The organism is Treponema maltophilum ATCC 51939 (genome assembly GCF_000413055.1).
GTDB classification, from domain to species: domain Bacteria; phylum Spirochaetota; class Spirochaetia; order Treponematales; family Treponemataceae; genus Treponema_C; species Treponema_C maltophilum.
In genome coordinates this window covers 17,490-38,470 of record NZ_KE332518.1, presented here as the reverse complement: position 1 = coordinate 38,470, position 20,981 = coordinate 17,490, and the positions used below count along the sequence as shown (strand labels likewise).

The window sequence follows — 20,981 nt, the reverse complement described above, 5'->3', positions numbered from 1 at the left end:
CTGTTGCAATGAAGCGGTCCTTACTTTCTTCGGGTATAAAACTGTCGCTGTTGACTTTTGTATCGCGCATACTGGGCCTTGTGCGGGAAATGACAAAGGCCGCTTTTTTGGGAACTTCGGCGCTTGCCGACGCGTTCGGCGTAGCCTTTATGATTCCCAACCTGTTCCGCCGCCTGTTCGCCGAAAACAGCATATCGGTTGCGTTCATTCCGACATTCAAATCGTATCTTGAAGATTCCCGCCGCGGCGAAACCAAAGCCGACGTGCAGGCTTTTTTGAACGCCGTATTTACCGTTGTAAGCTTTACGACGGCTCTGACGGTGATTGCCGGCGTTATGGCGGCGCCGTACATAGCGCCGCGCTTTTTAAAAAACGCCGATTCGTCGGTTGTTCCCGAATTGATTTTTTTAACGCGCCTTATGTTCCCGTATTTGTTCGTCATATCGGTTGCGGCCTTTTTTCAGGGAATTCTAAACAGCGTAAACGTGTTTGCGCCGTCGGGCTTTACGCCGATTTTATTCAACATCGCCGTTATTTCGGCAGCCTACGCGCTTTCTTCCAAAACGGCCAACCCCGCGCGCGCAATGGCTTACGGCGTCGTAGCCGGCGGCACGATTCAAGCGCTGTTCCAACTGCCCTTTGTAATAAAACAAGGCTTTAAGCCGGCCTTTACCGGCATACGGCGCGCGTTTTCCGATCCGGGAACACGGAGAGTGCTCACGCTTATCGCGCCGACCGTCGTCGGCATGGCGGCTTACCAGCTCAACGACGTTATCTCTACCGCCCTCGCCGGACACGCCGGAACGGGAATCGTATCGAGCCTTCAGTATTCGCTGCGCTTGCAGGAACTGATTCTAGGCATTTTCGCCGTTTCCGTCGGTACCGTTATTTTGCCGGATTTGTCTTCGCTTGCAAAGAAAAAAGAATGGCAGTCGTTCGAGCGCATGCTCGTTCAAGCCGTGCGCATCATCGCGCTCACGACGATTCCCGTAAGTTTTTTCGCTTTTTTGTTCGGCGAACACATTATCGTTCTCGTATACAAAACGCAGCGTTTTTCGGACGAATCGGTTGCGCTCACCTTGCAGGCTTTCCGCTTTCATATTGCGGGTTTGTTTTTTATCGCGCTGAACCGCGTCATTGCGCCGGCTTTTTACGCGCAAAGCAACACAAAGGCGCCGACCCTTGCGGGTATAGGCGGCTTTGCCGTAAACATCGCGATTGCAGCCCTGCTCATACGGCCGATGAAGGGCGGCGGCATTGCGCTCGCCCTTTCGCTTGCAAGCTTTGCAAACACCGCCTTTTTGTTCGCGCTTTTGTCGCGCAGCAAAACGATACGTGCGCGAAAACTTTTGGCGACGGCTTCGGTTTACGCGCTAAAACTCGCGCTTTTTTCGTGCATAGCCGTCCTCGCGCCCTATTTTCTCAAAGAGCGGATTTTCGCGCCCTTCGCTTCGATGCACCGCTTTTTTGCACAGGGGATTCCGCTGTGCATAAGCGCGCTTATGTTCGCCCTTGCCGGCGCGATACTTCTTTTTGTTACAAAAGACCCTCTGCTTAAATCGCTTATGAAAAAAAGGACTTCGCATACCGAACATTTTACGGAGGCACCATGAAAATTACGGCGCTATGTATGAGTTCGACAATTCAAAGAACCGCGGTGTTTGAGCGTTTATGTGTAGACGAAGTGAACCGTTCGGTGCGCTACCGCCTCGACGCTTCGGGGAAAGCGGTCAATGCGGCGCGCGTGCTCAATCAGCTGGAAAAAGGCTGCGTTACGCTTGTTTGTCCGGCCGGAAAAGAAAACAAAGCCGAATTTTCCGCAATGGCAAAAAAAGACGGCTTAAAGCCTGTTATAATCGCCGTTCCCGGCCGCGTACGCGAATGCTGTACACTGCTGGACAGGGAAAGCGGGCGCACAACCGAATTGGTTATGGACGAGCCCGACCTTGCAGGCGAAGCCGACAAAAAAGCGGTGCTCAAAGCCGAAAAGCGATTGATAAGCGCGGTACAAAAAGCGCTCAAAACCTCCGATGCGCTGCTGTTCGCGGGAACTTCGCCCAAAATATGGGCACCGGACTTAAAAACGCGCATATGCAAAACCGCATGCGACAAGGGCCGCGTTCTGCTCGTAGACTTTTGGGGCAAAGAGCTTTTAAACGTACTCGGCGTGTGCACTCCCGCCGTTATTAAAATAAATGCAAAGGAATTTTGCGGCACCTTCGGCCTTTCGGCCTCGTGCAGCGACACGGAACTGACGGACGCCGTATGCGCAAAAAGCCGCGAACTGCAAAACTGCATTGTCATAACGCGCGGAAAAGACGGCACAATCGCGTCCTTTTGCGGCGAAGCGTTCAGTCATCCGGTCGAGCGGGTTAAAGCGGTGAATCCCATCGGCTGCGGCGATTCGTTTTCTTCGGGCTTTTTATACGAGTATCTTAAAACTTCTTTTTCGCACGGCGGAAAGCCGGATATTGCCGCAGCCCTTGCAAAAGGAACGTATTGCGCCGCTCGCAATGCCGAATGCGAAAAAGTCGGTACCTTATATGAGGTTTAACTTCGGCCGCTGAAATAGCGCGGCCTTGTTAAACGCCGAGTTTCGGCAAGCCGAAACATCGCGGATTATCGTGCGCTTACGCGCACGAATGCAGCGTCTTTCGAAAATCGATATTTTCTCAGCCGCTACATTTTAAAGAAGATTAAGTCAGGCTTCGAGCGTTACGGTTCCGTCTTCCGCTACCGAAACGGTCATGCCCGTTTGCACGGTTTGCAAAAACTCGTCGCCGAGACTGTCCACAACCGGCATGTTTGCGTCCGTCCACACATCCGCCAAAATGGCGCCGGCGGCGGCAAGCGAGTCTATCGGTTTTGAAAACAGCATGCATGCCGGCTGGCGGCCGAAAGAGGCTGCCGTAAACAGCACCATGCCGCCGGTCGTAGAGCCGATTGTCTGCGGCAGGCACAGGGCCGAACCGGCGAGTTCTTTTCCGTATACGTCGGGATTGTTTTGGTCGGAACACGTACCTTTTTTATCGCCGAACATAAGGCTCTTTTGGTAGCTTGCCAGCGTATTGAATCCGTTCCGTGAAACAAGCGCTTTCGCCTTTGCACTGCCCCTTGCAATAACTCGTCCTTTAAATGTTTTCATTGTGCTTCTCCCGTCGTAATGTAGGTAAAGATTTCGTCATCGGTATAATAGCGGGCGCTTGTGTACGTGCGCAGTTTGTTCGAATTCGTGATAACCGGCATTTTTCCGCACAGAGGATTGTTCATATACATAAGCGGGCAAATACTGCTGAGTATGACTCCCGTTTTTTTGAGCTTTTCGGCATACGGGGTTTTTGCAAATTCTTTTTCAACGCCGGGCGCACATGTCATAATGACGGGCACCTTCAATTTGCCGCCGAATTTTTCCAAGCGCTCGGTCCACGATTTAAGCTGTGCAAGCGACAAGTGCGGACAGCCGATAAAGCAAAGTTTCGGCTTTGCATCCGGATTTTTCCAAATGCACGGATACGACGCTCTTACGCGTTCGAGTTCCGCATCGTCTATAATATATTCTTGGGCGTTTTTTTGAAGCAGCGTCTGGCCGAGCTCGACGGCTTCGGGCGTCAATCCTTCAACATGATACAAACCGACCGCTCCGTTCGAGGCCGCTGCGGCTCCCATGTCTTTCAAAAAGGCCGTTGCCGACTCGTTCAATTCGCTTCCGAGCCATGAATCGAGTCCGACGATATAAGGCACGTCTTCAACGACCTTCATGCCGATCGCACTGCCTAAAATTTGCGCTTCGGGTTTTTTCGTCGTTTTTACGACCACCTTCCACGTCGCCTTGCGGCCTTCTTCGGTTAGAAGCCCGAAATACGGAACATAGCCTGCGATGCTGCCGAACAATTCTATGATGCCGCTGTTACGGTTGCAGCGGGCGCCCAAAACGCTGTTTGCATACACAACGGCGCTGCTTTCGGCCCAGCTGAGTATATCGCCCTTATTCGGCTTGTTGCCGACTTCGCTCATGTAGCACGCGCAGGTAAAAGCATCGTCGCTCATCATGCCGAGCTTTTTAAGCTGCTGTTCGTAATCGCTTTGCTTCGAGTACATGACTTTGAACAAAAGATTTTGCAAAAAGTTTACCGGAATTTCGGGTGCCAGCGGGCGCGGGTCGGCCGAAAAAGGCTGAGAGCTGACAGCCCCGCTTTCTATAAGTTTATCCATGAGCGCGTACACCGGCTTCATAACGCCCAAGCCGAAACTTGTTACCAAGTGTCCGCACCGGCCGGTAACCGGCACCATTTTTTCGGCGCCGAACGCTTCTCCGTACGCGACAAGGGTTTTCATAACCTTTGCAAGCGTTTCACCTTTCGCGCCGTCGAGAATTCCCCTTTGCGCGGAATCCAAATTCATATTGCGAGCCTCCGATATATAGAATCATGCCTTTTGCATGCAGGCATTCCTGCTTCGTCCGCAAAGCATGCACACACAGCTTATACCTACAAAGAAGGCTCGTCAATAGAGATGTCAATATTCAAGTACAATCATCTGGTGGCAGTCGATCTCGGGCACAATAAAAGTCAGATTGTCTTTCGCATACTCGAACGGAAGTGCGGTATGCTGCGGTTCCAGCATGACGTTTTTTATTCGGTGCGGAAGACGAACTTCCGTCGTTATATTATACAACGGAACAATATCTTCAATGACTTCTATGTTCTTAAATTCCTGCGCGTTTCCCGAAAGCGTTCCGCGGTTTGTCGTATGCGCGAACAGTTCGTGTACAATGTAGCGCTTGCGCTTTTTTTGCTCCGTGAGCGTTACAACTGCCTTATCGGGAAGCGAAACGCGAATTGTTTTATCGGCGTCCAAAAGCCGGTCGAGCGCATACATGACGATTTTTTTGTGATGAAGCGAACCCGTTTTTCCGTAATCCGAAAAGATATTCCAGCTTATATACACCGTATTTTTTGTAAAAACGGCCGCTTCTTCCAAACGGGCGTCGGGGTTATTCGGAGTATGCCGGTGCGAACAAAAACTGTACGTATCTCTGTTAAAATACGAAGGCTGCCGATACAGGGGGCACTTTCCTTTCAGCCGTTTTATGTCGAAGCCTTGCGTATACATGACGTGCGCCGTTTCGCCGATGCCGACTTCTTTGTCCGCTATGACATAGTCGGGACAGGTTTTTGCAGGACCGCGGTATGCGGCGCCCACATCCAAACAAAAGGTATCCGAGTCACTTGCCAGAGCGCTTTGACCGGAGGCCAAAATCTTTCCGCCCTTGCTTATATAATCGGCAAGCCGCTTTGCCGTCTTTTTATCGAGGCGAACGGTATCCGGCAATATAATAACCTTGTAGGACGTAAAGTCGGATTGCAAATCCAAAAAGCGGTACAGATACTTTCCTTCCATGAGGATTTTATTTGCACCGATATCGCCGTTGTAGATTGTGTCCCTGTTTGCAATTTTCGTATGTACGGCTTCTTCGCTCAAAACACCCACGTCGGCAATGTTGTAAGCGTCTTCGCACCACGGCTCTTTTTTTTCAACTTCGGAATAAGCGGCACCGATAAGACGGTATGTGTCTTCATTCATTTCTCCGGAGGGATGCAACTGATCTCCTATCGAACACTTTGCCCCGTACGCAATCGACAAGGCCGTTTCATAACGGAGTGCGTTCGGGTGTTTAAAGCCGCCGAATTCACCCCACGTACTGTGAAATTTTCCCGTCATGCCCAAATACTCTTTGTTCAACTGCATAACGTACGATGCGGAAAGCGGAAAGTGATTATAGCCCCAGCCGCCGGTAGGCAGACTTTCAAGTTCCAAATGCGTGTCGTTTTGCGCAATGTCGCGCCGCCCCTTGGGAATATGGCCGCCGTTATGAAAAATCGTACAGGTTTTGCTGTATGCGCGGATCGTTTTTTCAACCCGCTGCGCGTAGCGCTTGTACACCAACTCGGCTTGTTCCATAGCCGCATCAATGTTGCGAGGGTCTTTTCCGCGCTTGAGAATCTCGTTCCGGCAGGATGCGCAATAACACGGCTGAATCGATACGATATCCAAAAAAATACCGCACGGATCGTATTTTTGCATAACTTCTTCTATTTGTTTTTCGAGTAAGTCCATGTAGCCGGTGTTAAAACACAGTACGTGAAAATACGGCTCACCGGTAAAATCCGCAGCCCAACTCAATGATTCATCCGCTCGGCGAAACAGCCATTCAGGGTGCCGCACCGCTTCTTTTTCGTCCAAGCCGGCGGATATATATACCGGAGCGCGCACGCCGATTTCTTTGCATGCGTCCAACTGAGCTTGCAGCAAATCGAACTTTAAATGCGGATGCATTTCGTTTACCTTTGTCGGATGATACGACCAGCCGTGATGGCATTTTGAAAATACGGTTATCGAATTGACATGGCCTGCTTTCAAAGCATCCTGAAATTGTTTTTTATCGAATTTTTCTCCGATTCCGGGTATTAAACCGGAAGTATGAAAATCCAAATGGACTTGTCTGAATGCCAACATACTAACTCCTTATAATTTTAACCTTTTACGGCGCCGGCCGTCATTCCGTCTATGACGTACTTTTGTCCGAACAAATATAAAATCGTAACGGGAAGCGCTACCAGCACAAGGTTTGCAAATACATAATTCCAATAGTTAAAGTATCTGCCGAAAAAGTTATACACAGTCAGCGGCAGCGTCCAACACTTTGCCGTATTGAAAAAATACAGCGGGATTTGAAAATCGTTCCAAATAAATATGGCAAGCATAACAACGGTTGTAACGACGATAGGTTTAAGCAAAGGAAATATAATTGAGAAAAACACTTTCATCGGCGGATAGCCGTCAATAAAAGCCGCTTCATCCAATTCCCGCGGAACGGTTCCGATAAAACCGGTAAACATAAAAACACCCCACGACATTTGTATGGCGGCAAAAACCAAAATAACACCGACATAAGTTCCGTTTAAATGCAGAAGCTGCAGTAAGCCGAAGGTTGTGATAATCTGAACGGGCGCGATGAGGCCTGCAAGAAAATATGTGTTCAAAAATTTCGTAAAACGATTGATTTTTCGTGCCGCCAAAAAAGATACCATCGCCGAACAAAAAATACAGATTGCAACGGCAAAAAAGGTTACGACGATGCTGTTCATTGCCGCACGGAATATATTCGCTTTTTTTATAACATACGCATAATTCGAAAACAGCATTTCCGTCGGAAAAGCCAACGAAAACTGGGCTGCGCGGGCGGCGGTTTTAAGAGAGCCGAAAATCATAATCAACAGCGGAATAATAATCAACAGCGACAGCAAAATCATACATATTTCCAGTATGAGCAGTGAAATATGTTTTTTATGCCCGGGTTTTGTTTTCATGCTTCCACCTCCTTTCGTTTAAGCAGGGTATTAACGGTGTAAGAAACGGCAAAAACCAAAAGGAAAAGTATCAAACCCATTGCCGTCGACCGACCGAAGCGTCCCTGCGCAAAGGCCGTAAAGATATAGGTTCCCAATACTTGAGAAGCAAAACCCGGTCCTCCCGCCGTAATAACAAATACCTGTTCGAAAACTTTCAAGCCGCCTATCGTATGCATAACAATCGTAATGGTTAAAGCCGGCCGTAAAAGGGGCAGCGTAATATAAAGAAATCGCTGCCAGGAAGATGCACCGTCTATTTGTGCGGATTCGTAATAATCGGCGGAGATGTTTTGCAAGCCCGCAATAAGGATTGCCATCGTAAAGCCGCTCCACCGCCATATTTCAACCACAATGGTGGTAAACAGCGCGGTTTTGGGATTGCCGATCCAGTCCGTAGCCCAGCGTTCCAAGCCGATTGCCGTTAAAAACGTATTTAAAAATCCGTTGCTTTTAAACAATGCCTGAAACAACACGCCCGCAATTACGATACTCAATACCGCCGGCAGATAAAAAATCGTACGTAGTATATTTTTTGTTTTCAGCGGCTTTACCAAGGCGAGAGCAAGCAATAAGCCGAACAGAACTTTAAATACCATGGTAAAAAATGCGAAGATAAACGTATTCTTTAATGCCAAAATAAAATTCGTGTCTTTAAATAAATAAATAAAATTTTCAAATCCGATAAAATTCGGAGAAAACAAGCGCATGATATGCCAATCCGTAAAAGACAGCACAAAGGCGGCCAAAATCGGCATAACAAAAAAAACGGTATAGATAATCAATGCGGGAAAAGCAAAATAGTTCGGATACAAAGAATCGATTCGCTGTTTCTGCACAAAAACCTCCTCTTACTGAAACTGACAAAACTGCACGCATAAAATCAAGGGTGCTGCCCAAAAACTTCGGTTTTGGGGCAGCACCTGCAAAATCTTTAATGTTCCTGAAACTTAAAACCCGCTCTCTTTACGTGCCTTCATATAATCGGTATATAAAACATCCCATGCTTTAAGTACCTGTTCGGGTGTTTTCATTCCGGCCGTCATTTCAACGTAATACTTCCACAATTCGGACAATATAGGAGAAGCGACATTCATTGTTGCATTCATTTCATACACATATTTGCCGGTTTTTATATATGTATCAACAATATTCTGAACGGCGGGAGGAACGTTCCCTCCGTTAACATCGGACAAACCGGGAAATCCGGGAAATGCCGCAAAAAGCATATTTTGGTACTTCGGGCGCGACCAGATTTCAAGAAATTTCCGAGCCTCTGCGGAATTACCTTTTTTCGGGACAAAGAAACCGCCGACATAGTTACCGGTGGCTATCAGGTCACAATTATCGGTAAAGGGTATATTCCAGCATCCGATTTCCGCATTAGGCCATTTCGCAAGGATATCAATGATAACCCATTCGCCGTTGATCATCATTGCGGCTTCTCCCGATGCTACAGCTTCTTTTGCCATATCATAGGTAAAAGACAAGTGATCTTTATTTACCAGCCCTTCCTTGAACAGTGTATTATAACGGTCGAGAATGGTTTTAAATTCGGGAATCTGGGACCATTTGATTTTATTCGTAAGCAGCTGATTCCAAATCTGAGGCTTGTCGGCAATCGAAATGGGAAAGCCCAAGGTCATAAAAATTTGCGTTGTCCAGCTTTCTTTTTCGGAACAAGCGACGGGGACAATTCCGGTTCCGCTTTGTTTAATCTTTCTCAAGATATTAAGCAATTCATCCCACGTTGTCGGTTGTTTATCCGGAATCCCCAGCTTTTTAAGTACGGCTTTGTTATAGTAAATGCCGCCGAAAAAAGTTGACGATTCTATGGGCAGGGCGAAGATTTTGCCGCTTTGCGGATCTTTTAAAATATTCGGATTTACCAAACGCGATATCCACGGCTCGTTGCTCAAATCCACCATCGTTTCATTCGCGTTCATTTCGGTATTGTTCGTAGGAACATTATACTTAACGATATCGGGGACTTCGCCTGTTGCAAGTTTTGTTTGGAGCAACGGATAAAATTGATCTGCGGGTATTACCTGAAATTCTACCGAATAGCCGGTATCCGCTTTTACTGCAGCAGCCATATCCGCATACACATCACGCCAGCTGCTTTGCGGCATCATTAAAGACAGTTCAATCGTTCCCGCTCTACCCTCGCTTTCTTTTTGGCCGTTTGCAAACAACCAACCGAATACCAGAAAAAAAACACACAGTCCTACCGCAATCTTTTTCATAGTACCTCCATACATAATACGAATTTGCAACGTAAGCTCGGCATAAAGAGCTTCGACATTTTGTCAGTCGACGCTCTTTACCGCTGCTTTTTTTACTTTTTAAAACCCGCTTTCTTTACGCGCCTTCATATAATCGCTGTATAAAACATCCCAGGCTTTAAGCACTTGTTCCGGAGTTTTTATTCCGGCTGTCATTTCAACGTAATACTTCCACAATTCCGGTAAAATCGGAGAGGCCACGTTTACCATCGCGTTCATCTCGTACACGTACTTACCCGTTTTGATATACGTATCCACAATATCCTGCACACACTGAGGAACGGGACCGCCTTTCACATCGTTCAAACCGGAAAATCCGGGGTGCGCGGTAAAATACATATTTTGATACTTCGGCCGCGACCAAATTTCAAGAAATTTTACCCCTTCTTTTGCGTTGCCTTTTTTCGGAACAAAAAAGCCGCCGACATAGCTTCCCGTAGCAATGATATCGCAGTTATCCGTAAACGGGATATTCCAATAACCGATTTCAACGCCGGGCCATTTGGCCATCATATCCGAAACGACCCATTCGCCGTTGATCATCATTGCGGCCTTCCCTGTTGCAACGGCTTCCTTTGCCATGTCGTACGAAAAAGATAAGTGGTTGTCGTTTACCAGTCCTTCTTTGAATAACATGGTATAGCGATCAAGGATAGTTTTAAATTCGGGAACTTGCGACCATTTGATTTTATTCGTAAGCAGCTGATTCCAAACCTGCGGCTTTTTCGCAACGGCAACGGGAAAACCCAGTGTCGTAAACACCTGCGTTGTCCAGCTGTCTTTTTCGGAACAGACAACGGGGATGATTCCCGTTCCGCTTTGCTTAATTTTTCTTAAAACATTGAGCAGGTCGTTCCATGTTGCGGGTTGTTTTTCCGAAATTCCCAACTTTTTAAGCACGGCTTTGTTATAGTAAATACCGCCGAAAAAACTGGACGATTCTATGGGCAAAGCAAAGATTTTACCGCTTTGCGGATCCTTTAAAATATTCGGGTTTACCAAGCGCGATACCCACGGCTCGTTGCTCAAGTCCACCATTGTTTGGTTCGCACTCATTTCGGTGTTGTTTGTGGGTATGTTATGTTTTACCAAATCGGGAACTTCACCCGTAGCCAATTTGGTCTGAAGCAGCGGATAAAATTGGTCATCGGGTATCACTTGAAATTCTACCGAATAGCCGGTATCCGCTTTAACCGCTGCAGCCATATCCGCATACACATCGCGCCAACTTCCCTGCGGAATCATCATGGACAATTCCACCGTTTTCGTTTTGCCGCCGCCTTCTTTTTCTCCGTTCGCGAACGGTAAACCGAATGCCAGGCAAAACACACATAATCCCAACGCAATTTTCTTCATAAAACCTCCTTTATTTTTTAGAAGTACCGATTGGCCGACAGACGGATTAACCGGTACTTCTTTTTTGCTTTTTAAAAACCGGGTTCTTTACGTGCCTTCATATAATCGCTGTATAAAACATCCCATGCTTTAAGCACTTGTTCGGGTGTTTTCATCCCGGCCGTCATTTCAACGTAATACTTCCATAATTCCGGTTGAATCGGTGCGGTTATGGGAACCATATCGTTCATTTGATATGCGTACTTTCCCGTTAAAATATAGGTTTTTACCAGCGTATCGACTGCCTTGGGCACGGCACCGCCGTCAACATCTTTGAAACCCGGGAATCCCGGATGAGCCGCCCAATACAAAGCCTGATACTTCGGTTGCGCCCATATTTCCAATAATTTTTTTGCAGCTGCGACATTGCCGCGTTTCGGAATAAACAGCCCCTGCACATAAGCGCCTGTTCCCATAAGATTTTTATCCATAAAAGGAATAATCCATGCGCCCATATCCGCATCGGGATATTTGCTCTCTATATCCGATAAAGCCCATTCGCCGTTAAACAGCATCGCCGCGCGGCCTTCAGCCACGGCTTCTTTTGCCATGTCATATGTGGCGGAAAGATGGTCGGCATTAACCAAGCCTTCGTTGTATATTTTCATAAAATCGTTAAGTATCGTGCGGAATTCGGGAACGTCGCTCCATTTTATTTTATTTTGGAGTAATTTATTCCATACCTCTTTTTTATCCGACAAGGCGACGCCGAAGCCCAAAGTCGTAAAAACCTGCGTAGTCCACGAATCTTTTTCACACATGTAAACGGGAATAACGCCATTTCCTTGTTTTTTGATCTTTCGCAAAACGTTAAGAAACTCTTCGTATGTTTTCGGTTGCGTTTCGGAAATATTGAGCCGGCGGAACACTTTTTTGTTGTAATATACGGGACCGAAAAAACTTGAAGATTCAAACGGCATTGCATAAATCTTTCCGTCGATGGGATCTTTTAAAATGTTCGGGTTTGAAAGCCTCGAAACCCATGGTTCATTTCCGAGATCAACGGTATTATTTACCGTATTCAAATCGACATTGTTCATTGGAACGTTGTACATAAAAACATCGGGAACTTCGCCTGTCGTGAGTTTCGTTTTTAAAAGCGGATAATACTGGTCATCCGGTACAACTTGAAATTCAATAACATACCCCGTGTCTTTTTTTATTTGTTCGGCCATATCGGTAAAGACATCTTTCCATTTTGCCTGCGACAACATAAAAGAAATCTCGACGTTTTTCGTTTTGCCGCCGCCTTCTTTTTCGCCGTTCGCAAACGGCAAACCGAACGCCATGCAAAACACACATAATCCCAACGCAATTTTCTTCATAAAACCTCCATAAAAAGTTTTCAATACAAAATCGTTTGATTTATTCTAAAACGACTTTTCCGAATTCGGAATGTACAAATTGACATATTTATATGGAAAAATCGAACTTTTTTGCCGCCCTGTCGCGAAAAAATATGCTATACTGCAACCGTGAAAAAAATAAAACTGCGCAAAAAAATATTCATTCTCTATACGGTACTGTTATGCTGTTCGGCCGCGCTCGTGTTTGCCCTACTCTACAGATATACCGTACGAATTTTGACGAACAAATATACCGACAGCGTTGCCGATATCGTCCGGCGTACAACGCGACAAACGGAAACCCTGCTGCTCGATCTCGACCGCACGGCGCTTTTTTGCGTAACCAATCCCGTTATTACCGGGTTTCTCTCCCACACGCTGAGCTATGATCAGTTAAACGCGGCCGAGCAAAATCTTTTAAATAAAACGCTTATAACTATTGTGCTGCCGGCATCGCGTCCGCTGCTTCGGACGAGTCTTTACAATGACAAGGGCAAATATCTTTCGTTCGGGATTCCCGACGATATCGATACCGTTAAACGTAATTTCGCTTCGAATTTTTTTGCAAAAAACATAACCGGAAAAATCTTTTTGGACAAAGCAAACATATCGCTGCCTCATCCGGATTTTTGGGGTAAAAATCGGGACAGACTTTTTATCAGCATTTCCAGAATTATCATGGATGTATACGGATTTAAAGAATCGGGGATTGTCGAAATTCAGCTTCCGTTTGAAGAGATCATAAAAATTTTAGACAGTCCGACGACCGCGGATGTCGAAAAACTCATCTTTAACGATAATTTTTTAACGGTATATTCCGAGCATAAAAACGATGAAGGTTTTTATAAAAAAATAATCGGACATATTTCCTCTTGCGCCGAACAGAGCGGCATGTTTAAAACAAAAAACGGGCACGCTTCTTATATCGTTTTTTTTGCCAAAGCGCCGTCGGTCGGCTGGACAACGGTTTTTATAGACGATACGTCCGTGCTGAAAAAACTTATACGTCATATAAGCTTTACCTTTTTAGTGCTTACGGTAATGCTTATTGTTATTTTCGCTTACATTACTTTTTTTACCGCAAAAAAATTAACGCAGCCGCTTGAACTCGCCATAAAGAAAATCGGCGACACGACCACGGCTCTTTCGGAACCGGCTGCTTTTACGGATTTAAAAGCGGAAGATGACGAATCAAGTTTTATATCGTCGACCTTTAACCGCCTGTTCGAAAAATTACAGGACTCCATAAGCGAAAAAAACACGGCAAAAACCGAAGAGCTGAAAGCGCATTTTATCGCATTGCAATCGCAAATCGATCCGCATTTTTTATACAATATGCTTGCGGTTATAAGCGCGTGCAGCAGGGAAAAAAACAATGCGCTTGTTATAAAAATCTGCAGCGAGCTTTCGGCAATGTTCCGGTACATCACCGTTTTTAACAAACCGATCGTTGCTTTGCAGGATGAAATCCGGCATACCGAAAACTATCTTTCACTTATGAAAATACGGTTCGGGGAACAAGTCGATATCCGCATCGACACGGAAGAAGGAATGGAAAGCGAAAAGATTAAAGTTCCGCGGCTCATACTGCAGCCCTTGGTCGAAAACTGCTTTGCGCACGCTTTTAAAAGAACCGAACCGCCGTGGAAAGTATACATTCGTTTGTACCGTACCGGCGATTTTTGGCACTGCACCGTCGAAGACAACGGCTGCGGCATCGAAGAAAAAAAACTGTTTGAGATTTTTTATACCATCAGCGAATTTCTCATTGACCCGGCGCAGCATATAGAAGAAGTGCGCATCGGCGGCATGGGCTTGATAAATACGGGAGTACGGCTTAAAATGTTTGTCGGAATGCAGGCCGTTTTCGAAATACATAAAAGCGTTTTAGGCGGCACCGAAGTTCATATCGGAGGGACGGTACATGATCCGCGTATTTGTTGCTGAAGACGAACCGCTTATTTTACGCGACATATCGGATCTTATACCGAAACTGAACAAGAATTTTTCGGTTGCAAAAAGTTGCACGAACGGTAAACAAGTGCTGCAAGCGCTGAATGACGAAATTCCCGATGTGCTTATTACCGATATTCAAATGCCCCTTATTACGGGACTTGAACTGATTGAGCACATTGTAGCCGAAAAACTGCCGATAATCTGCGTTATTTTAACGAGTTATAAAGAATTCGACTACGCGCAAAAAGCCGTCGGCCTCAGTGTATACCGCTATTTACTCAAGCCCGTTGACGAAGGCGAACTTTCCGCCGTTTTGCATGAAATCGAAAAAGAAACCGCCTCGATCGAATATAAAAACCGGCGGCGCGAATGTCTTTCTTTGCAAAAAGGCAAAGGCGAATACGCAAACAAAAAACTTATTTACGCTATCGAAAAGTACATTCTCGAACATCTGCACGAAAACATCAATCAGCAATCGCTCGCGGACAACTTCAAATACACGGCTGCCTATATCAGCCGCGTGTTTAAAAAACACACGGGATTGTCTCCGACGCAGTATCTTATCCGCGCACGGATAGACAAGATGAAAGTCTTACTGAAACAAAACCCGTCCCTGTCCGTTAAAACGATTACCTCACTCATCGGCATTGAAGACCCGCTGTACGTGAGCAAACTTTTCAAAAAAGAAACGGGAATGTCCGTAAGCGAATATAAGAATACATGCAAAATATAGTCGGCTGACTGTTCGAGCAGCCGACATTCGAATTAATCACAAAAAGGGAGAAAAATAATACATGGCTAAAGGAAACAAAAACAATACGGCGACTATCGGTTTCGAACAACAGATTTGGGCTGCTGCCGATATTTTGCGCGGCAATATGGATGCGGGACTCTATAAGCATGTCGTTCTCGGGCTCATCTTTTTGAAATTCATCTCGGATAAATTCGATGCACGGCGGCAAGAGTTGCTTGCGGCCGACGACGATGCGGAAGATAAAGACGCCTACACCGAGGTGAACGTATTCTTCGTGCCGCCGTCGGCACGCTGGAGCGTTATTTCCGAAACGGCACATAAAGAGGAAATCGGCACGGTTATTGATGATGCAATGCGAGCAATTGAAAAAGAAAACAAACGGCTGAAAGATATCCTTCCCAAAAATTATGCCCGCAGCGAATTGGATAAGCGGCGTTTGGGAAACGTGGTAGACTTGTTCACCAATGTTCAAATGGCCGAACACGGCACCGATAAAGATATTTTAGGCCGTACCTATGAATATTGCCTTGCAAAATTCGCCGAGCAGGAAGGTAAACGAGCGGGGGAATTTTACACGCCGGCTTGTGTAGTACGGACACTCGTTGAAGTGTTGCAGCCGTTTAAAGGACGCGTATACGATCCGTGTTGCGGTTCCGGCGGGATGTTCGTACAGTCCGCCGATTTTGTAAAACATCACTCCGGTAATATCAACAACCTCTCAATCTTCGGACAGGACGCCAATCCGACTACGCGCAAAATGGCATTGATGAATCTCGCTATCCGAGGAATCGAAGCCGACCTCGGCGATTACAATGCCGATACATTCCACCACGACTTGCATAAGACGCTTAAAGCGGATTTTATCCTCGCCAATCCGCCTTTCAATCTTTCGGATTGGAACGACGGCAGTTTAAACGATGATCCGCGCTGGAAGTTCGGTTTGCCGCCTTCCGGAAACGCCAATTTCGCGTGGCTCCAGCATATGATTTCACATCTTTCACCGAACGGAAAAATCGGCATGGTGCTTGCCAACGGTTCGCTTTCTTCCCAAACAGGCGGGGAAGGTGAGATTCGCAAAAGAATAATTGAAGACGATCTCGTAGAGGGCATTATTGCTATGCCTACACAACTGTTTTATACGACGCAGATTCCGGTATCGCTTTGGTTTATCAACCGTAACAAAAAACAAAAAGGAAAGACACTGTTCATCGACGCTCGCAAAATGGGAACGATGGTCAGCCGGCGTCTGCGCGAATTAACCGCTGAAGATATCGGCAGGATAAACGCTGCCTTTCAAGCTTTTAATGCCGGGACACTTGAAAATGTACAAGGTTTTTGTTCCGCCGTCACTACTGCCGAAATAGCTAATCAGAATTATATCCTTACCCCGGGACGCTATGTAGGTATCGAAGCCCAAGAAGATGACGGCGAGCCGTTTGAAGAAAAGATGACACGATTGACCGGTGAGCTCTCGGAGTTGTTCAAACGTTCAGGCGAATTGGAAGATGAAATCCGTAAAAAACTGGGAGCGCTCGGGTATGAAATATAAACTTTCCGATATTTGTACTTTTACTGATGAGCGAATTGTTGTCACCGATTTGGATTTAAATAATTATATTTCTACGGAAAATATGCTTCAGAATAAAGAAGGCGTTATTCGTTCGGCCCGATTACCGACCGTCAATCAAATACAAGCCTATCAACCGGGAGACGTGCTGATTTCCAATATCAGACCATATTTTAAAAAGATATGGTATGCCGACCGCAGCGGCGGATGTTCAAATGACATACTGATATTGCGGGCAAAGGAAAATACGTATCCCGGATTTCTTTATTATTTACTTTCGGATAATGCTTTTTTTAATTACGCTACAGCCACGGCAAAGGGAACAAAAATGCCGCGCGGCGATAAAGATGCAATAATGAAGTATGAAGTTCCCAATCTACCGATTGGTATACAAATTAAAATTGCGGATATACTATCCGCATTGGATGCTCAAATTTCCAACAATAAAGCGATAAACAATCATTTAGAGCAGATAGCGCAGGCGATTTTTAAATCGTGGTTTGTGGATAATGCCTCCAATAACTGGAAAAGCGTTAAGCTCGGTACTGTTATCCAAGAAATCCGAACAAAGGTCAAGAATCAATATTTGCCAGTATTATCTGCGGTAAGAACAGGTAATCTTGTGCTTTCAGAAGAGTTCTTTACGAAACAGGTTTATAGTAAAGATATTGGCAGATATATTGTTGTCGAGCCTAATGACTTTGCTTACAATCCCGCCCGCGTCAATATCGGATCGATTGGGATAAACACCTTTGGTTTTGCAGGGTGCGTTAGCCCTGTTTATATTGTTTTCCGTTCTGAACCTGAATACCACAATTTTTTTCGATTCTTCTTAAAATTGCCAAATTTTCAAGAAGAATTACGTATACGAGCATCCGGGTCAGTTAGACAATCATTGAGCTATGATAATTTTGCACTTATTCAAATATCATATCCTCCAATTGATTTTGTGCGAAAGTTTAATTGTTACTACACGGATATACAGACAACGCTCGGACAGCTTAAACTTGAAACCGCCTGTCTCGCAGCAATTCGCGATACTCTCTTACCCCGTCTAATGTCCGGTAAATTATCGGTAACCGACCTCGAGGATGCTAAATGATTGTTTATCGCGGTGTTATTTTCAATCTTATCGTCCAGAGCGCCAAGTATGCGAGCAATTATCCGCTGTTCCGCTATATCAGACGGTACGGAAACGGTTATATCTTTCATTACAGAACCGGAAACTTCTTTGAAGGTCGTACCACTTCCCATATTTTCTATTCTGTTGCGATTATGGACAAGAAGATAATACAGAAACAGATAATCTGTGTTAGCATTCGGTATAATGCTCTTAAAGCCCTGATTGGTACATACTTCATTTCCCGTGATCGCCACATATCCGATAGGAGCTCGTGATGTAAATAGGATGCTATGTTTCGGCATAAGCCGCGCCGAACAACTGTTTAAACCTTCTCTTGTAATGTTACGCATTCCATGATGAATAAATCGCCCTTGAAGCGTCGATAAATCCTTCGGTGTTATCCAAACTATATCACCACCGTAATAGTTTTTATTCGTTGTAGATGGGGTCGCACCTCCGATAATTTCGCCGAGATCTGCAAGTATGCAATCTTTCCACTTTCTCATATCATTCCTCTCCTCAGCCGATAAATTTTCTATGCGAATTTTTTACATTCGCCTGATTGACCATTGCATAGGTCATTGTCGTATCTATTTTCACATGGCCGAGTAAACGTTGTACTTGTTCAATGGGCATGCCTTTATCGATTGCCCGCGTGGCAAGGGTGCGCCGGAATTTGTGCGGATGAACCTTTTGTATATCCGCACGCTTACCGATTTCGCGAAGCCTTGTCTCTACACCGCCTATTAATAACCGCTTATACGGCAGGGCAAGCGATACAAAAAGAGCAGGATTGTTGTCGGTACGGCAATCGAGGTAGTTTTGCAGATGAATCTTTGTCCGTGCATCGAAGTAGACCAATCGTTCAGTTTTGCCTTTGCCGAACACGACGCATTCCCTTTCATGAAAACTGATGTCTTCCCGATTCAAACCGACCAACTCGCCGACACGCATCCCCGTAGAAGCAAGCAAGTCGATCATTGCCAAATCGCGGACGTCGTCACAGGCATCACGAAGCAGTTCCAATCCTTCGTCGGAAAAAGTATCTTTGATTATTTTATCCGCCTTTATCTTATGGATTCGACGGACGGGGCTTTTGAGGATATAATCCTCGTCCTCCAACCATCCGAAAAAGCTGCTGAAAATCCGCCGCATATTGTCTATTGTTACTTTACTTGATTTTCGTTCTTTTTGATAGTCGGCAAGGTAAACCCGTAAATCGTCGGTAGTAATCTCCCGTACGGGTTTTTTGACGCTGTTTTGCATCTGTCGTATAGTTGAATCATAATATTTCAATGATTTTTCCGAACAGCCCTCTACCCCCTTTGCCGCAATAAACATTTCAAGCAACCCTTCTTTTTCCTGTTGATCGGAAGCTTGCCGCTCAATAACATCCACATCGTGAAAGTAGTATGCCAGCACCCGCTGCAGTTCCGCCTGCTGTGCTGTGTCGAGCAGCGGTGCCATACGCATTTGTATCGCCGTAATCAGTTTGTCCTTCATTATTCCCCCTGTCTTTCGGTAAGTAATTGATTTATAATGACAGCAAGGGGAAAGATAAACAATCATTTAGAGCAGATAGCGCAAGCGATTTTTAAATCGTGGTTTGTGGATTTTGAGCCTTTTGGCGGAAAGATGCCGAAGGATTGGCGAGAAGGCATTCTCTCTGATATTGCTACCGTTATGATGGGGCAGTCACCCGCAGGAACGACTTTCAATACAGACGGCATTGGAACGGTATTTTATCAAGGACGTGCCGAGTTTGGTTTTCGCTTTCCTTCACGTCGCCTATTCACCACACAATCTAAACGTATGGCGATGAAAGGTGATGTACTTGTGAGCATCCGAGCTCCTGTAGGGGATTTGAATGTTGCTTTTGAGCCTTGTTGTCTCGGTCGCGGTCTAGCGGCGATCCAAAGTAATAATTGTCAATCTTTTACTCTCTATACGATGTTTGTTTTAAAACGAGTTTTAAATATATACAATGGCGAAGGTACTGTTTTTGGATCCATTAATAAGGATGATATGATGAATCTTCCTATACTTATCCCTTCCAGTCAGATACTTCAGCGGTTTGAGGTACTAGTCAATCCCATAGATGCAGCTATCGAAACAAATTATGTGGAAAATTGTCATCTTCAAAATCTCCGAGACGCTTTATTTCCCCGCCTTATGTCGGGAGAAATTGATGTTTCACATCTCAAAACGGACTAAGACGCAGCAAAACGGATAAAACTAATTTCACCAAGATCTCACTTGTGTTATCATTACAATGTGCTTGCAAAAACACTTTTTTATAGTATAATACTATAACAGAGGTTGACTATGGCAAGCACTTTGGTTCAAATCCGTGTTGATGAAAAACTGAAAGACGATGCGGCTGCCGTCTATGAAAATCTGGGGCTTGATTTATCGACAGCGGTACGTATTTTTTTTAAGCGCAGCGTTGCCGAAAACGGTATTCCTTTTAGTATGAAATTAGGAAACTATGATCGGGATGCCGTAAGAGCACGGATTCCGCAAAACGTACTATCGGCAATGCAGGCAATGGCACAAAGCGCAGCTTCAAACGGCATTTCCGACATGAGCCTTGAAGAAATCAATACCGAAATCGATGCTGCTCGCAAGCGATAACGGGATGCTTTTGTACGCCGTCATTGATACGAATGTTCTTGTTTCCGCATTCTTAAAAGAAAATTCCGTTCCCCGTTATATTATTGACTATATGTACGCCGGAAAAATTATCCCTGTCTACAATGAGGAAATCATTGCCGAATATTCCGCCGTGTTGCATCGTTCGAAATTTTGCTTTCCGACGGAATCGGTCGATATTGCAGTGGATGCGATACAAGAAATAGGCTTAAAATTTGACAGCATAAGTATAACAGAGCCGATACCCGATCCGAAAGATATTGTTTTTTATGCAGTTACATTGAATGCACGGAAGCAGTTTGAAACCTATTTGATTACGGGTAATATAAAACATTTTCCTGCAAATCCTTTTGTCGTAACGCCGCGTCAATTTTTGGATATACTCACACAATAAGCCGATAAATGATTGTTTACTTCTTGAGGGGTTTCGATATAGAATATAAAAGAAAGGGGTATTTCTATGTCGTACACAGAGGCAGACTATGAAAAGGCGG

At 45.4% G+C, this 20,981-nt stretch carries 18 protein-coding genes and 1 pseudogene; 9 read left to right on the top strand and 10 right to left on the bottom strand.

Features of this window, described 5'->3' with window-relative positions:
• Nucleotides 1-8 precede the first annotated feature (8 nt).
• The gene (murJ, locus tag HMPREF9194_RS00175; RefSeq protein WP_016524342.1) at nt 9-1,613 is read left to right on the top strand and encodes a murein biosynthesis integral membrane protein MurJ; all 1,605 of its coding nucleotides are present in this window, start codon (nt 9-11) and stop codon (nt 1,611-1,613) included.
• The gene (locus HMPREF9194_RS00170) at nt 1,610-2,554 is read left to right on the top strand and encodes a PfkB family carbohydrate kinase (RefSeq protein ID WP_016524341.1); all 945 of its coding nucleotides are present in this window, start codon (nt 1,610-1,612) and stop codon (nt 2,552-2,554) included. The genes murJ and HMPREF9194_RS00170 overlap by 4 nt, the downstream gene beginning before the upstream one ends.
• A 147-nt stretch (nt 2,555-2,701) precedes the next feature.
• Here HMPREF9194_RS00170 and HMPREF9194_RS00165 read toward each other — a convergent pair whose 3' ends face one another.
• The 8 genes from HMPREF9194_RS00165 to HMPREF9194_RS00130 form a co-directional block, all read right to left on the bottom strand.
• Nucleotides 2,702-3,145, bottom strand: coding sequence for an aconitase X swivel domain-containing protein (locus HMPREF9194_RS00165; protein ID WP_016524340.1), 444 nt, complete (start codon nt 3,143-3,145; stop codon nt 2,702-2,704).
• Nucleotides 3,142-4,401 (bottom strand): aconitase X, encoded by a 1,260-nt coding sequence (locus HMPREF9194_RS00160; RefSeq protein WP_016524339.1) that lies wholly within the window; start codon nt 4,399-4,401, stop codon nt 3,142-3,144. The genes HMPREF9194_RS00165 and HMPREF9194_RS00160 overlap by 4 nt, the downstream gene beginning before the upstream one ends.
• Before the next feature lie 114 nt (nt 4,402-4,515).
• Nucleotides 4,516-6,516: an alpha-amylase family protein gene (locus HMPREF9194_RS00155; protein ID WP_016524338.1), complete on the bottom strand. Its 2,001-nt coding sequence runs from the start codon at nt 6,514-6,516 to the stop codon at nt 4,516-4,518.
• Between the two features lie 17 nt (nt 6,517-6,533).
• Nucleotides 6,534-7,370, bottom strand: a complete 837-nt coding sequence (locus tag HMPREF9194_RS00150) for a carbohydrate ABC transporter permease (RefSeq protein WP_016524337.1) — start codon at nt 7,368-7,370, stop codon at nt 6,534-6,536.
• A complete protein-coding gene (locus HMPREF9194_RS00145; protein ID WP_016524336.1) occupies nt 7,367-8,248 on the bottom strand; it encodes a carbohydrate ABC transporter permease in 882 nt (293 codons plus the stop codon). The genes HMPREF9194_RS00150 and HMPREF9194_RS00145 overlap by 4 nt, the downstream gene beginning before the upstream one ends.
• Before the next feature lie 111 nt (nt 8,249-8,359).
• Nucleotides 8,360-9,655: an ABC transporter substrate-binding protein gene (locus HMPREF9194_RS00140; RefSeq protein WP_016524335.1), complete on the bottom strand. Its 1,296-nt coding sequence runs from the start codon at nt 9,653-9,655 to the stop codon at nt 8,360-8,362.
• Between the two features lie 99 nt (nt 9,656-9,754).
• Nucleotides 9,755-11,050, bottom strand: a complete 1,296-nt coding sequence (locus HMPREF9194_RS00135; protein WP_016524334.1) for an ABC transporter substrate-binding protein — start codon at nt 11,048-11,050, stop codon at nt 9,755-9,757.
• A 71-nt stretch (nt 11,051-11,121) separates the two neighbouring features.
• Nucleotides 11,122-12,414 (bottom strand): ABC transporter substrate-binding protein, encoded by a 1,293-nt coding sequence (locus HMPREF9194_RS00130; RefSeq protein ID WP_016524333.1) that lies wholly within the window; start codon nt 12,412-12,414, stop codon nt 11,122-11,124.
• A gap of 150 nt (nt 12,415-12,564) precedes the next feature.
• On the opposite strand from HMPREF9194_RS00130, the gene HMPREF9194_RS00125 reads away from it, so the two are divergent.
• From HMPREF9194_RS00125 to HMPREF9194_RS12205, 4 genes are all read left to right on the top strand, one after another.
• Nucleotides 12,565-14,382 (top strand): sensor histidine kinase, encoded by a 1,818-nt coding sequence (locus HMPREF9194_RS00125; protein WP_156827971.1) that lies wholly within the window; start codon nt 12,565-12,567, stop codon nt 14,380-14,382.
• A complete protein-coding gene (locus tag HMPREF9194_RS00120) occupies nt 14,360-15,124 on the top strand; it encodes a response regulator transcription factor (RefSeq protein WP_016524331.1) in 765 nt (254 codons plus the stop codon). Before HMPREF9194_RS00125 ends, HMPREF9194_RS00120 begins: the two co-directional genes overlap by 23 nt.
• A 61-nt stretch (nt 15,125-15,185) precedes the next feature.
• Nucleotides 15,186-16,694, top strand: coding sequence for a type I restriction-modification system subunit M (locus HMPREF9194_RS00115; protein ID WP_016524330.1), 1,509 nt, complete (start codon nt 15,186-15,188; stop codon nt 16,692-16,694).
• A complete protein-coding gene (locus HMPREF9194_RS12205) occupies nt 16,684-17,814 on the top strand; it encodes a restriction endonuclease subunit S (protein ID WP_016524329.1) in 1,131 nt (376 codons plus the stop codon). The genes HMPREF9194_RS00115 and HMPREF9194_RS12205 overlap by 11 nt, the downstream gene beginning before the upstream one ends.
• A gap of 53 nt (nt 17,815-17,867) precedes the next feature.
• Here HMPREF9194_RS12205 and HMPREF9194_RS12585 read toward each other — a convergent pair.
• Together HMPREF9194_RS12585 and xerA are read right to left on the bottom strand one after the other, a co-directional pair.
• Nucleotides 17,868-18,341 (bottom strand): annotated as a pseudogene (locus tag HMPREF9194_RS12585) (restriction endonuclease subunit S); the annotation flags it as partial.
• A gap of 13 nt (nt 18,342-18,354) precedes the next feature.
• Entirely contained in the window at nt 18,355-19,338 is a 984-nt protein-coding gene (gene xerA / locus HMPREF9194_RS00095; RefSeq protein WP_016524327.1) for a site-specific tyrosine recombinase/integron integrase, read from the bottom strand.
• 36 nt (nt 19,339-19,374) lie between these two features.
• Between xerA and HMPREF9194_RS00090 the strand changes: the two genes are divergently transcribed.
• The 3 genes from HMPREF9194_RS00090 (at nt 19,375) to HMPREF9194_RS00080 (ending at nt 20,881) form a co-directional block, all read left to right on the top strand.
• On the top strand, nt 19,375-20,049 hold the full coding sequence (locus HMPREF9194_RS00090; protein WP_211209545.1) for a restriction endonuclease subunit S: 675 nt from the start codon (nt 19,375-19,377) through the stop codon (nt 20,047-20,049).
• 111 nt (nt 20,050-20,160) lie between these two features.
• Entirely contained in the window at nt 20,161-20,469 is a 309-nt protein-coding gene (locus HMPREF9194_RS00085; protein WP_016524325.1) for a type II toxin-antitoxin system RelB/DinJ family antitoxin, read from the top strand.
• On the top strand, nt 20,450-20,881 hold the full coding sequence (locus tag HMPREF9194_RS00080) for a putative toxin-antitoxin system toxin component, PIN family (RefSeq protein WP_016524324.1): 432 nt from the start codon (nt 20,450-20,452) through the stop codon (nt 20,879-20,881). The genes HMPREF9194_RS00085 and HMPREF9194_RS00080 overlap by 20 nt, the downstream gene beginning before the upstream one ends.
• Nucleotides 20,882-20,981: the final 100 nt, after the last annotated feature.

Coding starts and splice junctions, on each gene's coding strand:
- murJ (WP_016524342.1), top strand. CDS start 9: ATGAAGCGGTCCTTACTTTCTTCGGGTATAAAACTGTCGCTGTTGACT.
- HMPREF9194_RS00170 (WP_016524341.1), top strand. CDS start 1,610: ATGAAAATTACGGCGCTATGTATGAGTTCGACAATTCAAAGAACCGCG.
- HMPREF9194_RS00165 (WP_016524340.1), bottom strand. CDS start 3,145: ATGAAAACATTTAAAGGACGAGTTATTGCAAGGGGCAGTGCAAAGGCG.
- HMPREF9194_RS00160 (WP_016524339.1), bottom strand. CDS start 4,401: ATGAATTTGGATTCCGCGCAAAGGGGAATTCTCGACGGCGCGAAAGGT.
- HMPREF9194_RS00155 (WP_016524338.1), bottom strand. CDS start 6,516: ATGTTGGCATTCAGACAAGTCCATTTGGATTTTCATACTTCCGGTTTA.
- HMPREF9194_RS00150 (WP_016524337.1), bottom strand. CDS start 7,370: ATGAAAACAAAACCCGGGCATAAAAAACATATTTCACTGCTCATACTG.
- HMPREF9194_RS00140 (WP_016524335.1), bottom strand. CDS start 9,655: ATGAAAAAGATTGCGGTAGGACTGTGTGTTTTTTTTCTGGTATTCGGT.
- HMPREF9194_RS00135 (WP_016524334.1), bottom strand. CDS start 11,050: ATGAAGAAAATTGCGTTGGGATTATGTGTGTTTTGCCTGGCATTCGGT.
- HMPREF9194_RS00130 (WP_016524333.1), bottom strand. CDS start 12,414: ATGAAGAAAATTGCGTTGGGATTATGTGTGTTTTGCATGGCGTTCGGT.
- HMPREF9194_RS00120 (WP_016524331.1), top strand. CDS start 14,360: ATGATCCGCGTATTTGTTGCTGAAGACGAACCGCTTATTTTACGCGAC.
- HMPREF9194_RS00115 (WP_016524330.1), top strand. CDS start 15,186: ATGGCTAAAGGAAACAAAAACAATACGGCGACTATCGGTTTCGAACAA.
- HMPREF9194_RS12205 (WP_016524329.1), top strand. CDS start 16,684: ATGAAATATAAACTTTCCGATATTTGTACTTTTACTGATGAGCGAATT.
- xerA (WP_016524327.1), bottom strand. CDS start 19,338: ATGAAGGACAAACTGATTACGGCGATACAAATGCGTATGGCACCGCTG.
- HMPREF9194_RS00090 (WP_211209545.1), top strand. CDS start 19,375: ATGACAGCAAGGGGAAAGATAAACAATCATTTAGAGCAGATAGCGCAA.
- HMPREF9194_RS00085 (WP_016524325.1), top strand. CDS start 20,161: ATGGCAAGCACTTTGGTTCAAATCCGTGTTGATGAAAAACTGAAAGAC.
- HMPREF9194_RS00080 (WP_016524324.1), top strand. CDS start 20,450: ATGCTGCTCGCAAGCGATAACGGGATGCTTTTGTACGCCGTCATTGAT.